At 69.4% G+C, this 12,703-nt stretch carries 15 protein-coding genes and 1 tRNA gene; 12 read left to right on the forward strand and 4 right to left on the reverse strand.

The genetic code is table 11. The features are described from left to right. Positions 1–208, forward strand: a 208-nt coding sequence (locus RGD00_RS18580) for a hypothetical protein (protein WP_310458774.1), incomplete at its 5' end; no start/stop codon positions are given. 40 nt (positions 209–248) lie between these two features. Here the strand turns inward: RGD00_RS18580 and RGD00_RS18585 are convergent. After that, positions 249–680, reverse strand: coding sequence for a c-type cytochrome (locus tag RGD00_RS18585; RefSeq protein ID WP_310458775.1), 432 nt, complete (start codon positions 678–680; stop codon positions 249–251). A gap of 229 nt (positions 681–909) precedes the next feature. Here RGD00_RS18585 and RGD00_RS18590 point away from each other — a divergent pair, with 229 nt between their 5' ends. Genes RGD00_RS18590 through RGD00_RS18615 form a run of 6 tightly spaced genes read left to right on the forward strand, consistent with a single transcriptional unit; the run spans position 910 to position 6,360 of the window. Continuing rightward, entirely contained in the window at positions 910–1,791 is an 882-nt protein-coding gene (locus RGD00_RS18590) for an SPOR domain-containing protein (protein ID WP_310458776.1), read from the forward strand. 28 nt (positions 1,792–1,819) lie between these two features. Beyond that, the gene (locus RGD00_RS18595) at positions 1,820–2,980 is read left to right on the forward strand and encodes a D-alanyl-D-alanine carboxypeptidase family protein (RefSeq protein ID WP_310458777.1); all 1,161 of its coding nucleotides are present in this window, start codon (positions 1,820–1,822) and stop codon (positions 2,978–2,980) included. Further along, positions 2,980–3,606, forward strand: a complete 627-nt coding sequence (gene tmk / locus RGD00_RS18600; protein ID WP_310458778.1) for a dTMP kinase — start codon at positions 2,980–2,982, stop codon at positions 3,604–3,606. Before RGD00_RS18595 ends, tmk begins: the two co-directional genes overlap by 1 nt. A gap of 3 nt (positions 3,607–3,609) precedes the next feature. Continuing rightward, positions 3,610–4,749 (forward strand): DNA polymerase III subunit delta', encoded by a 1,140-nt coding sequence (locus tag RGD00_RS18605; RefSeq protein WP_310458779.1) that lies wholly within the window; start codon positions 3,610–3,612, stop codon positions 4,747–4,749. Between the two features lie 7 nt (positions 4,750–4,756). Next, entirely contained in the window at positions 4,757–5,563 is an 807-nt protein-coding gene (locus RGD00_RS18610; RefSeq protein WP_310458780.1) for a TatD family hydrolase, read from the forward strand. Then, complete coding sequence (locus tag RGD00_RS18615) at positions 5,563–6,360, forward strand: MBL fold metallo-hydrolase (protein WP_310458781.1); 798 nt, start codon at positions 5,563–5,565, stop codon at positions 6,358–6,360. The genes RGD00_RS18610 and RGD00_RS18615 overlap by 1 nt, the downstream gene beginning before the upstream one ends. On the opposite strand, the gene RGD00_RS18620 is transcribed toward RGD00_RS18615, so the two are convergent. Next, positions 6,361–7,275 (reverse strand): LysR family transcriptional regulator, encoded by a 915-nt coding sequence (locus RGD00_RS18620; protein WP_310458782.1) that lies wholly within the window; start codon positions 7,273–7,275, stop codon positions 6,361–6,363. It abuts the gene before it with no gap. A gap of 111 nt (positions 7,276–7,386) precedes the next feature. Between RGD00_RS18620 and RGD00_RS18625 the strand changes: the two genes are divergently transcribed. Continuing rightward, the gene (locus tag RGD00_RS18625) at positions 7,387–8,595 is read left to right on the forward strand and encodes a cytochrome P450 (protein WP_310458783.1); all 1,209 of its coding nucleotides are present in this window, start codon (positions 7,387–7,389) and stop codon (positions 8,593–8,595) included. Between the two features lie 10 nt (positions 8,596–8,605). Next, entirely contained in the window at positions 8,606–8,926 is a 321-nt protein-coding gene (locus RGD00_RS18630; RefSeq protein ID WP_310458784.1) for a 2Fe-2S iron-sulfur cluster-binding protein, read from the forward strand. 66 nt (positions 8,927–8,992) lie between these two features. On the opposite strand, the gene RGD00_RS18635 is transcribed toward RGD00_RS18630, so the two are convergent. Together RGD00_RS18635 and RGD00_RS18640 are read right to left on the reverse strand one after the other, a co-directional pair. After that, a tRNA-Leu gene (locus RGD00_RS18635) sits at positions 8,993–9,079 on the reverse strand. A 97-nt stretch (positions 9,080–9,176) separates the two neighbouring features. Beyond that, complete coding sequence (locus RGD00_RS18640; RefSeq protein WP_310458785.1) at positions 9,177–10,631, reverse strand: peptidoglycan-binding domain-containing protein; 1,455 nt, start codon at positions 10,629–10,631, stop codon at positions 9,177–9,179. Between the two features lie 107 nt (positions 10,632–10,738). On the opposite strand from RGD00_RS18640, the gene lipB reads away from it, so the two are divergent. The 3 genes from lipB to RGD00_RS18655 all read left to right on the forward strand — a co-directional run bounded on the left by lipB (position 10,739) and on the right by RGD00_RS18655 (position 12,607). Further along, on the forward strand, positions 10,739–11,422 hold the full coding sequence (gene lipB / locus RGD00_RS18645) for a lipoyl(octanoyl) transferase LipB (protein ID WP_310458786.1): 684 nt from the start codon (positions 10,739–10,741) through the stop codon (positions 11,420–11,422). Positions 11,423–11,655: 233 nt separating this feature from the next. Then, the gene (locus tag RGD00_RS18650; RefSeq protein WP_310458787.1) at positions 11,656–11,955 is read left to right on the forward strand and encodes a hypothetical protein; all 300 of its coding nucleotides are present in this window, start codon (positions 11,656–11,658) and stop codon (positions 11,953–11,955) included. Positions 11,956–12,130: 175 nt separating this feature from the next. Continuing rightward, positions 12,131–12,607 carry a c-type cytochrome gene (locus RGD00_RS18655; RefSeq protein WP_310458788.1) on the forward strand — a complete coding sequence of 159 codons (477 nt, stop codon included), beginning with the start codon at positions 12,131–12,133 and terminating at the stop codon, positions 12,605–12,607. Positions 12,608–12,703: the final 96 nt, after the last annotated feature.

Here is a 12,703-nt window from a genome sequence, read left to right on the forward strand (position 1 = left end):
CCATCACGGAAGTCACAGGATAAGTCTGTCCGGGGAAAGGGGAACTCCGGCCCTCAGCCGATTTGTGCAACAGAGCCATCCGAAGATGAACAATCCGGTCGATGCGACGATCCACCACTCGTTTCTGGTGGCCGACGTCAGATGCGGGCTTGTCCTCGATGACTTGGGCGCGGTTCTGCATGTGCTCGGCATGGAGCCGCCCTACTGATCCGCCTGTCGCCGAAGGGATGGCTTGCCCCGCCGCACCCTCACCCGCCCGGGCGCGGGCCGAGCGACTGGACGTATTCGGCCAGCAGCACCAGCTTTTCCGGGGTCGGCGTCATCACTCCGGGGGCGGTTTCGATCAGCACCGTCTCGCCTTCCATCAGCGGGCCGAATTCGGGCATCGCGCCGCCGCCCCCGCCCTCGCCGCGGTGATAGCCATAGACCTTGGCCATCACCTGCACGCGCGGAAACACGCCGCCGTTGTCGGCGGCCAGACGGGTAAGATCCGCCGGGCGGGGGTTCAGCCCCTCGGCCCCCGGCCCGTCGCCGCGCCCTGCGGGCCCGTGGCAGGCGGCGCAATAATCGGCGTAAAGCTCGGCACCGCTTGCCGCCGCGCCCAGGCGGAAGCCCGGGGCGCAGGCCGCCACCGCCGCGGCCGTCGCCGCCATCGTCAATCCCGCCATCCAGACCCGCATGCTTGCCTCCGACTGCTCGCCCGCGCCAGATTGGCCCGCCCGGGCGTCAAGCGCAACCGCCGCCGCGGCGGCGTTTTCCGCCCCCGTCTGCGCCCGGGCCTTTCCAGCACGGCCCTTGCCCGCTATGATGCGCGCCAAGCGCGGATCGCGCAGGCGTCGGTCGAGCAGGGTCCGGCACGGTGAAGGCAGGTAGCGGCGCGGGGCACGAAACCCGCGTCAGGGGGCATTGATGGCGATACGTTCCGTTTCTTGGGTGCTGGCTGCGGGGATCGTGCTGGCGCTTGCGGGCTGCGAGGAGGGCGCGGGGCCCTTCGGCGGGCTCAAGGCTGCGGGCGACGGCGAGGCCGCCGCCACCTCGGCCACCACCCGGCTGGTGGAACGCGATGTCGAGGCGCCGCAGGTCTTTCAGGTGGCCGAGACCGGTCTTTGGGACGGGCGGCCCTCGCTCGGCGGGGTATGGGTGGCCTATCCGGGGGTCAGCGACCCGGAACGCGTCATCATCCGCAACCCCGCCAACGGCAAATTCGTCATCGGCGCCCTGTTCCGGCGCGAACGCGAAAATCCGGGGCCGAAGTTGCAGGTGTCGTCGGATGCGGCCGCCACGCTCGGCATGCTGGCGGGCCAGCCCGCGCAACTGAGCGTGACCGCATTGCGGCGCGAGGAAGTGGCGGAGGAAGCGCCGCCCGCGCAGCCGATCCTCGACAGCGCCGAGACGGTTTCGACCGAAACGCTCGCCCCTGCGCCGGCCACCGCCACCATCGCGCCCGAGGCGCCGCCCGCGACCACGGCCGCAGCCGCCGCCGCGAAGCCCGAAACCCGGCCCGCCGCGCGCCCCGCCGACCGGCCGAAGGACGCCACGCCCGCCCCCGCCGCGGCCGGCGGCCGGAACCTTCTACAGATCGGCATCTTCAGCGTCGAGGCGAACGCCACCCGCGCCGCCGAACAGGTGAAGAAGGCGGGCGCAGAGGCGCGGGTGCGCAAGGAGGAAAGCCAGGGCAAGACCTTCTGGCGCGTTCTGGCCGGCCCCGCCGCCAGCGCCGCCGACCGCGACGCGCTGCTGGCGAAGGTGAAACAGCTTGGCTATGCCGATGCCTATTTCGTGACCCGCTAGGGTGCGGATACCGAACGGAGGACCCCTGATGACGCGCATCCGACTTGTCCTGGCGCTGATCCTGTCGCTGGTCGTGGCCCTTCCGGCCGTGGCGTTCGACACGCGCGCGCGCGCCGCCTGGGTCTATGACCTCGGCACGCGCACGGTGCTGCTGGAAAAGAACGCCGATCAGCCGTTGCCGCCCGCGTCGATGTCCAAGCTGATGACGCTCTACATGCTGTTCGAGGCCCTGCGCGACGGCCGCGTGACGATGGACACGACCTTTGCCGTGTCCTCGCGCGCCAAGGCGATGGGCGGCTCGACCATGTTCCTGAACGAACTGGACCGGCCGACGGTGGACGACCTGATCCGCGGGATCATCATCAATTCCGGCAACGACGCCTGCGTGGTGGTGGCCGAGGGGCTGTCGGGCAGCGAAGAGGTCTTTGCCCGCCAGATGACGGAACGGGGCCGCGCGCTTGGCCTGACGGAATCGACCTTCGCCAATGCCTCGGGCTGGCCGCACCCGGACCACCGCATGTCGATGCGCGACCTGGGCAATGTCGCGGTGCGGCTGATCACCGAATTCCCGGAATTCTACCCCCTCTTCGCGGAAACCACCTTCAACTACAAGGACCGCGCGCCCGCCAACAGCCAGAACCGCAACCCCCTGCTGCGCATCCAGGGCGGCGACTGGCAGGCCGACGGGCTCAAGACCGGGCACACGCAGGAGGCGGGCTATGGCCTGACCGGATCGGCGTTGCAGGGCAAGCGGCGGGTGGTGTTCGTGATCACCGGGCTCGACAGCGAACAGCAGCGCGCCGAGGAAAGCGAGAACATCGTCAACTGGGCCTTTCGCCAGTTCAGCGAACAGACCTTCGCCACCGCCGGTCAGCGGGTTGCCGCGGCAGAGGTCTGGATGGGTGCGGCGGCAGAGGTCGGGCTGGTCCCGGCGCAGGATGCGACGATCCTCGTACCCGCCACGGCGGCCGGGCAGGTGACGGCAGAGGCGGTCTATCGCGGCCCGGTGGAGGCGCCGGTGGCCGCGGGCCAGCCTTTGGGCGAACTGGTGATCCGCATGCCGGGCATGCCCGACACCCGCGTGCCGCTGGTGGCGGAAACCGCGGTGGCGGCGGGGGGCTTCGTCACCCGGGTGCAGACGGCGCTGCGGGTGCTGACGGCGCGGGCGGGGGGGCTGGCGCTGTTCTGATGGCGGGCGGCCGGTTCATCAGCTTCGAGGGCATCGACGGTTCCGGCAAGTCGACCCAGGCGCGGCGGCTGGCGGCGGCGCTGACACACGCGGGGCATCGGGTGATCGCCACCCGCGAACCCGGCGGCAGCTCGGGGGCAGAGGAAATCCGCCGCCTGCTGCTGGAAGGGGCCACCGACCGCTGGTCGGCGGAAACGGAAATCCTGCTGTTCACCGCCGCGCGGCGCGACCATCTGGAACGCACGATCCGCCCGGCGCTGGATCGTGGCGCCTGGGTGGTGACGGACCGTTTCGCCGATTCCACCCGCGTCTATCAGGGCGTGACCCGGGGCGACCTGCGCGCGGTGGTGGACCGGCTGCACGACCTGATGATCGGGGTGGAACCCGACCTGACGGTGCTGATCGACATCGACCCGGCCGAGGGGCTGACCCGTGCACGCGCCCGCGCCGGCGCGGAAATGCGGTTCGAGGATATGGGCATCGCGGTGCAGGCCCGCATGCGCGCGGCCTTTCTGGATCTTGCCGCCGCAGCGCCCGCGCGGTTCGCGGTGATCGACGGGGCGCAACCGGCGGATGCCGTGGCGGCGCAGGTTCTGGCCGCCGTGACCGCCCGTCTGGGGGGCTAGGCCATGCCCTCGGTCTATCTGGGCGATTTCCCCGAACCCGACCGGATCGAGGGCGCGCCGCATCCGCGCGAAACCCCCCGGCTTTACGGCCATGCGGGGGCCGAGGCCGAATTCCTGTCGGCCTTCAATGCGGGCCGTTTGCACCATGCCTGGCTGATCGCGGGTCCGCGCGGGGTGGGCAAGGCGACGCTCGCCTGGCGGATCGCGCGGTTCCTGCTGACGGCGCCCGAAGGCGACGGCGGTCTTTTCGGCGCCCCGCCCCCGCCCGATACGCTGGACGTGCCCGAGGACGACCCCGCGGCCCGGCGCATCGCGGCGCTGTCGGAACCCCGGCTGTTCCTGCTGCGCCGGGGCCTCAACGAAAGCGAAAAGGCGCCCGCGCAAGAGATCCTGGTGAAAGAGGTCCGCGCGCTGAAGTCGCATTTCGCGCTGAGTTCCGCCGATGGCGGGCGGCGGGTGGCGATCATCGACGCGGCGGACGATCTGAACCCCTCTGCCGCCAATGCGCTGCTGAAACTGCTGGAAGAACCGCCCGTGGGCGTGACCTTCCTTCTGATCGCGCATCAGCCGAACCGGCTTTTGCCCACGATCCGGTCCCGCTGCCGGCTGCTGCGGCTGGCGCCGCTGGCGCCCGACGATCTGTCGGCGGCGCTGGCGCAGGCGGGCGCAGAGGTGCCGCCGGGTGCGGAACAGGCGCTGGCAGAACTGGCGGGCGGATCGGTCGGTGCGGCGCTGCGGCTGGTGAACCTCGACGGGCTGCGGCTTTACGGGCAGGTGGCGGCGCTGTTCGACACGCTGCCGCGGATGGACCGCACCCGCGCGCTGGATCTGGCAGAGGCGGGCGCGGCCAGGGGGGCGGAGGCGCGGTTCGACCTGACGCTGACGCTGATCGACCTTTTCCTTGCGCGCCTTGCCCGCGCGGGCAGTCTGCGCCAGACCCCGCCCGAGGCCGCCCCGAACGAGGCCGCGATCCTTGCCCGCCTCGCCCCCACGCCCGCCGCCGCGCGGGGATGGGCGGACCTTGCCCAGGGGTTGACGCTGCGGGTGCGGCGGGGCCGGGCGGTCAACCTTGACCCTGCGGCGCTTCTCATGGATATGGTGCTGAAGATTGACGAGACGGCGGGCACGCTCGCCCAGAGGTAGCCGCCCGATGTCCCTTCCGCCCGAAATCGTTGACAGCCATTGCCATCTGGATTTCCCGGATTTCGACGGCGAACTGCCCGCGGTGATCGCGCGTGCGCGGGCGGCCGGGGTGCGGCGGATGGTGACGATCTGCACCCGGCTGCGGCAGGAACCGCAGGTCCGCGCCATCGCCGAGGCGCATGAGGGCGTGTTCTACGCCGCCGGCACCCATCCGATGAGCGCGGCGGAAGAACCGCTGGCCACCGTGGACGAACTGGTCGCGCTGGCGCGGCATCCGAAATTCGTGGGCATCGGGGAAACCGGGCTCGACTACCACTACACCGCCGAAAGCGCCGCGGTGCAGCAGGCCTCGCTGCGCATCCATATCGAGGCCGCGCAGGAAACCGGCCTGCCGCTGATCATCCACGCCCGTGCGGCGGATGACGACATGGCCCGCATCCTTGCCGAAGGCTACCGCGCGCGGCCCTATACCTGCGTGATGCACTGCTTTTCCTCGGGCGAGGGGCTGGCGCGGGCGGCGCTGGAGATGGGGTTCTACCTGTCCATGTCCGGCATCGCCGCCTTCCCCAAATCGCATGAATTGCGCGCGATCTTTGCCGCGGCGCCGCTGGACCGGATCCTGCTGGAAACCGACAGCCCCTATCTGGCCCCCCCGCCCCATCGCGGGCGGCGGAACGAACCCGCCTATACCGCCTTCACCGCCAGGGCCGGGGCGGATCTGTTCGGAATGTCGCTGCCCGATTTCGCCGCCGCGACCACGGCCAATTTCGACCGGCTGTTCACCCGCGCCGCCCCGGGCGCGAAGGCGGCGTGATGGCGCGGCTGCGGTTCACCATTCTGGGTTGCGGGTCCTCGGGCGGGGTGCCGCGTCTGGGGGGCGACTGGGGCGAATGCGACCCCGCCGACCCCCGCAACCGCCGCCGCCGTTGTTCGCTGCTGGTCGAACGCATCGAGGGCGAGGGCGTGACGCGCGTGCTGGTCGATACCTCGCCCGACATGCGCGAACAGTTGCTGGACGCGGGCGTGGGGGTGCTGGATGCGGTGGTCTATACCCATTCCCATGCCGATCACGTCCACGGCATCGACGACCTGCGCCAGATCGTCTACAACATGCGCCGCCGCCTGCCGGTCTGGGCCGACGGCCCGACGCAAGAGGCGCTGATCTCGCGCTTCGGCTATGCCTTCGTGCAGCCCGCGGGCTCGCCCTATCCGCCGATCCTCGACATGAACACGATCCGCGGCCCGTTCGAGATCGCGGGGGCAGGGGGCGCGATCCGCTTCGTGCCGTTCGAGGTCGGGCACGGGTCGATGGACACGCTCGGCTTCCGCATCGCGGATCTGGCCTATCTGCCCGATGTGGTGACGATCCCCGATGCCGTCTGGCCGGTGCTGGAGGGGCTGGATTGCTGGGTGCTGGACGCGCTGCGCCGCACGCCGCACCCGACCCATGCGCATCTGGCGCTGGCGCTGGAATGGATCGAACGCGCGCAGCCGCGCCGCGCGGTGCTGACCAACATGCATCTGGATCTGGATTATGCCGCGGTGGCCGCCGAAACGCCCGCGCATGTCACCCCCGCGCATGACGGGATGGTCATCGAATACCCCGCCTAATCACCGCGCCGCCATCCGCCGCAGCCCCGCCAGCGCCAGTTCCACCAGCCTGCGCCCGCCGTCCGCCCCGCGCCAGTACATGCTGACCGCGCCGGTGGACCCCAGATCCAGCGGCAGGATCTGCAACATCCGGTAGGCGCGATAGCTTTCCGCCCCGCGCTGCATGGAAAAGCCCACCATATCGGAATTGACCAGCAGGTTGACATTGACCGAGGCGGAGTTGGATTCGAGATAGGTCGGCGGCAGCGTCCACCCGGCCTGCGCCAACGCATCGTCCAGCGCCCGGCGGATCGGCGTGCCGGCGGCCCAGACGGCCAGCGGATAGGCCGTAACCTCTTCCCATGTCAGCGCCTCGCGCGTGGCCAGGGGATGCGACCAGCGCACGCACAGGCAGATGCGGTCGCGGAACAGGGGTTCCTCGCGGATGTCCTGCGCAGGATCGAAGGCAAGGCCGCTTTGCCCCACCATGATGTCCAGTTCGCCATCCACCAGACGCGGGCGCAGCGTGTCGGGCGGGCCTTCGGTGATGCGGATATGCGCATCCGGCATCTGGCGGGTCAGCGACAGCACCGCCGAGGGCAGCGCGTCGATGGACGAGGCGCCGGCGATGCCGATCGACAGAAGGCCCGACCCGCGCTGCGCCACCACCGCCATTTCGTCGCGGAAGGCATCCAGCGCCGCCTTGATCCGCCGCACATGCGCCAGCGCGATCCGCCCGTTGTCGTTCAGCGCCAGCCCCCGCGCGCGCCGGTCGAACAGGTCCACCCCCATGTCCGTCTCGACATCGCGCAGCATCTTGGACAGGCCGGGCTGGTGGGTGTTCAGCTCGGTGGCGGTGCGGGTCAGGTTCTGGGTGCGCGCAAGGCTCAGCAGAACCTCCAGATGGCGCAGGCGGATCTTGTGGGTCCAGTCCAAGGTATACGCCTTTCGGTATGAACTGTACGAACTTCATATTTGTTTGGTTATGATATGCGGGTCAATCTGTCGCAGCTACCGGATTCCGGCCGCAAAGAGAAAGGATTGACCATGCTGGATGCTGCCACGGGCAGAACGCCGCCGGTTCTGGCCGGCATCGACCCCTACGACACCGCAACGGTGATCGACCCCTATCCGTTCCACGCCGCGCTGCGCGACCTTGCGCCGGTGGTGCTGCTGAAAGACTACAATGTCTACGCCGTGGGGCGGCATGCCGAGATCCAGCAGATCCTCGACAACTGGCAGGATTTCAGTTCCGCCAGCGGCGTCGGCATCCAGGATATCCGCAGGCCCGGCAAGTTCCGCATCCCCTCGCGTCTGGTCGAGGCCGACCCGCCCGGCCATACCGAAGTGCGCGCGGCGGTGACGAAGATCCTGTCGCCCAGGCTGATCCGCAGCTGGCGCGACCTGTTCGAACGCGAGGCGGCGGCGCGGGTGGGCGAAATGCTCGACCGGCGCGAATTCGACGCGATGGAGCACCTGATCGAGCCCTATGTTCTCAAGGTCTTTTCCACCGCCGTGGGGGTGGACCTGCCGCGCGAAAACGTGATCGCCATCGGCGAGATGCGCTTCAACCAGACCGGGCCCGACAACGTGCTATATCGCGGGGCGATGGAACGGGCCGAACCCTATCTGGACTGGTACGAACACAGCGTGGACCGCGTGGGGGTGCTGCCCGGGTCCATCGCCGAACAGATCTACGTGGCAGAGGACCGGGGCGAGATCGAGGCGGGCGTGGCCAAAAGCCTCGTGCGCACGCTGGTCGGCGGCGGGACGGATTCGACCATCGCCGGGCTCGGCGCCTGTTTCCACCACCTTGCCCGGTCCCCCGGCCAGATGGCGCTGGCGGTGGCGGACCCGATGCTGATGCGCACCGCGCTGGACGAAGGCATCCGCATGGAATCGCCCTTCCAGGTGATCTACCGCACGCCCAACCGGGATGTGGATTTCGCGGGTTTCACGCTGGAAAAGGACCGCAAGCTTGGCCTGTGGCTGGGGGCGGGCAACCGCGATCCGCGCAAATGGGACAACCCCGACATGTTCGACCTGCGCCGCAACCCGGCGGGCGTGCATGTCGCCTTCGGCACCGGGATGCATGTCTGCATCGGCCAGATGATCGCGCGGCTGGAATCGGAATGCCTGCTGACGGAATTCGCGCGCCGGGTAAAGACGGTGGAACCCGCGGGCGAGTCGCTGCCGCGCCCGATGAACCAGATGCGGCAGTTGCGGTCCATCCCCCTGCGCGTGACCCCGCAATAGGAGACCGGCGATGAAAGCCATCTACATCGTGCCCGGCGGGGCCGAGGTTGCAGTCGACGTGCCCGCCAACACCAGCCTGATGCGCGCCGCCGTGTCGAACGGGGTGGACGGGATCATCGGCGATTGCGGCGGGGCGGCAAGCTGCGCCACCTGCCATGTCTTCGTCGATCCGGCGTTTCTGGGGCTCTTGCCCGCGCCGGGCTGGAACGAGGGCCAGATCCTCGATTGCACCGCCGCCGACCGGCAGGCCAACAGCCGTTTGGCCTGCCAGATCCTGATGACCGAGGCGCTGGACGGCATCCGCGTCACCATCGCCGATCCGCAGCTCTGACGCCCCCTGGGGGTCAATGCAAAACGGCCGTCAAGTGATGCTTGGCGGCCGTTTTCTGCTTTCGGATGGTGCGGTCGAGAAGACTCGAACTTCCACGGGAGTTACCCCACAGCGACCTCAACGCTGCGCGTCTACCAATTCCGCCACGACCGCATGATCCGTTTCGGATGCGGGGCTTGTAGCGAATGGCCCGGGCGAAGGGAAGGGGGATTTTGCACCCCTTCCGTTTTGGCCCGGGCCCCGCGCGGGGTCAGTTCTTGAACATCATGAACGGCAGGCGCGCGGCAAAGGGCAGGCTGTCCACGGTGCCGCGCGTGCCCTCTGCGGGGGCGGCGGCGGTGGTGGCGGGGGCCGTGGGTGCGGGGGGCGATTCGGCCTGACCCTGCGGCGCGGGCGCGGCAAAGACCGGCACCGGCGCGGGTGCGGCCTGCGCCCGGTCGGGCCGCCCGCCGAGGATGGCCGAGGCCTTGCGGATCACCGCCGCGCGGTCGGTCATGCCGGGGGCAAAGACCATCGTCGTGCCCGCGGCATCGAGGCTCATGTCGAACCAGTCGAGCGCGAGATCGGCGCGCTTGCTGGCCCCGAAGCCGCCGGCCAGATGGTGGCCCGGCAGTTCGGCATAGCCGCGATCCCCCAGCACCGTCAGCAACAGCGCCGATCCGATCGCCAGATCCATCGCATCGGTGGAATAGCCCACGCCGAGGCAGATCTTCGCCGTCCCCGCCAGCTGATCGGGCGACAGCCCCGACTGCATCACGAAGGCCGAGACATCGCCCAGAACCTGATCCCGCGGGTGCAGCGACAGGGCGGCGACGTGATCCTTCAGCGCGGGGGCGAAGCTGCGGCACTGTTCGGCGATCTGCTGCGGGGTGAAGCCGGGCACCTTGGCCATCAGCTCCTCGCCCTGCGCGATGGCAAAGGTCCGCGCCAGGCAGAACTGTTCGGACAGGGCGAAACCCGCATCCGTCATCGCCGCCGCCGTCACCAGCCCGCCGTTGGAATTGGTCATCAGGCTGACCCGGTTGCAATGCGAGGCGAGCGAGGCCACCGCACCCGACTGCCCCATGAAGGTGGGCAGCGACGGGCCCGCAGGCGCGGCCGCCACGGGTTCGGGTTCCTTGACGGGTTCGGCGGGCTGCGGCGCGACGGCCATCATCGCGCCTGCGCCCGCGCCCGCCATCACGCCTGCGCCGGGGGGCATCGTCGGCACGCCGGCCATTTCGTCGCGCTGCATCAGCAGCAGGCCCCGCGCGCCCATCGGATGCGTCGCCGCCACCTGCATCGCCGCCGGCCCGCCCGCGACCCCGCGGTGATAGGCCGCCACGAGGATGGTGCGTTCGTATTCCGTCAGCTGCCCCGTCGGCGGATAGCCGAGCGTCGCCTGATACTGCGAGATCGCCGACCGCGACCGCGGCCCGATCGCGCCGTCCGGCGTGCCCACCGGATAGCCGAAGTAGTTGAGCGCGACCTGCACCTCGCGGTTCTGCTCGCGCTGCTGCGCGCTCATGCTCGAGGTGCGGGGGGCAGTGCGGGTGGTGGTCTGTGCGGGGCGCTGCTTGCTCTTGTGCGCCTCGTTGACGATGATGCCCCCGATGATGCCGCCGATGATCCCGCCGGCCAGCCCGTCGCCCGCGGCGGCCTGCGTGGCGGGGGCAAGCGCCAGTGCGGCGCAGACAAGGGGAATGGTGAAATGCTTGCGCGGCATGGTGAACCTCCGGCCCGGTTTCAATTGCTTTTGCGGCAGAGTACCACGGCAGGGCGCAGGGCAAAGTGAAATCGGCCCCGGGCGGCGGCGGATCATGGGGAAACGGCATGGAATGGCGTATCCGGGACGGGCTCGTCCCGTATGAAGAGGCGCTGGCGGCGATGGAGGCGCGGGTGGCCGCGATCGCCGCGGGCACGGCGGACGAGGCCGTGTGGCTGCTGGAACACCCGCCGCTTTACACCGCCGGTACATCGGCCCGGCCCGAGGATCTGGTGGACCCCGGCCGATTCCCTGTCTTTGCCGCCGGGCGGGGGGGGCAGTACACCTACCACGGGCCGGGGCAGCGCGTGGTCTATGTCATGCTCGACCTCAACCGCCGCGGCCGCGACGTGCGCCGGCTGGTCTGCGCGCTGGAGGACTGGGTGATCGCCACGCTGGCCGAATTCAACGTCAGGGGCGAACGCCGTGCGGGCCGCGTGGGCGTCTGGGTCGAACGGCCCGACAAGGCCCCCGGCCCCGATGGCGCGCCGCGCGAGGACAAGATCGCCGCCATCGGCATCAAGCTGCGCCGCTGGATCAGCTTCCACGGCATCTCGATCAATGTCGAACCCGATCTGGGCCATTTCGACGGCATCGTCCCCTGCGGCATCCGCGACCACGGGGTGACGAGCCTCGTGGATCTCGGCCTGCCGGTGACGATGGCGGATCTGGACGCCGCACTGGCCGCGACCTTTCCGCGGTACTTTCCCGAAGGGCGGATCGTGCCGGGCGGGGAATGCGCAATATCCTGAACGGTACGGTCTTTCCCCAAGGGAAATCTCTGTGCGGTGCCGCACCCCTTTGCCATTATGTCACAAATTCTTCATGTAAAGGCCGGATAAACTGATTGTGAGTGAACGAATTGATGGTATTTATCGGATGTGTGTGCAATTGCGCACGTTGCTCTTTCGGCGAAAGGGGCGCATCTCCTGCTCATGAAAACGAACGGCCCGGCCGAAACCGGGCCTCAATCAGGAGAATAACGATGAACCGCTTTGCCCTTGCCCTGACCGCCGTCGCCGCGCTGTCCTCTGCCGCGCTGCCCGTGGCCGCCGCTGAGGTGCTGACCCGCAACGTCCCCGCCGAACAGGTGCTGCCGAGCCGCGACGCCTACCGCGGCGGCTTCGTCACCGTGACGGTGGGCCAGCCCGAGACGCGCGCCGCCGGCGACGTGCTGTCGTCCGCCGACCGTGCGCAACTGGGCGTCGGGGCGGAGGACGGCGTGGCGGTGACGCGCTTCGACACCCGCGCGGCCACCGAGGCAGAGGCCGCCGGGCGGCTCTGACCTCCCGCGCGACGGCACCGCCGCGGGCCCGGCCCGCGGCCCTGGAACAGCAGCAACGCCCGCCCTCACCGGCGGGCGTTTGCGCCTTTGGGGGGTGCGGCATCGTTTCGGGTGCATCCGGCGGGGGGTTGCGGTAGAAAAGATGCATATAGCTCGTCTCAAAAAGGAACCAGCCATGAGGACTCACATCCTTTCCGCCATCGCCCTGATGATTCTCGCCGGCCCGGCACTGGCCCAGGGCGACGCGGCCAAGGGGGAAAAGGAATTCGGCAAGTGCAAGGCCTGCCACGCCATCGTCGCCGATGACGGCACGGTGATCATGAAGGGCACCAAGACCGGCCCCAACCTCTATGGCGTGATGGGCCGTCAGGCGGGTACGGTCGAAGGCTTCAAATACGGTCCGGGCCTCAGGGAAGCGGGCGAGATGGGCCTTGTCTGGACCACCGAGACGCTGGTGAAATACGTCGAGGACCCGTCCAAGTTCATCAAGGAATTCACCAACGACGACAAGGCCAAGAGCGCGATGGCCTTCAAGCTGAAGAAGGGCGTCGAGGACATCGCCGCCTATCTGGAATCGGTCGGCCCCGCGCCCGACGGTGCCTCCGCGCCCGCCGACGCCCCCGCCGCGGCAGACGAAACTGCGGCCGAATGACGCAGATCGCACCCGGGATAGCGCGCGAATTGTTGATCTGTGTCAAAGTCAGACATTGCCGCTGCCCCGGCGACGAACTAAACAACTGAGGGGAAA

Source organism: Ruixingdingia sedimenti, from assembly GCF_031432425.1.
Taxonomy (GTDB): Bacteria; Pseudomonadota; Alphaproteobacteria; order Rhodobacterales; family Rhodobacteraceae; genus Ruixingdingia; species Ruixingdingia sedimenti.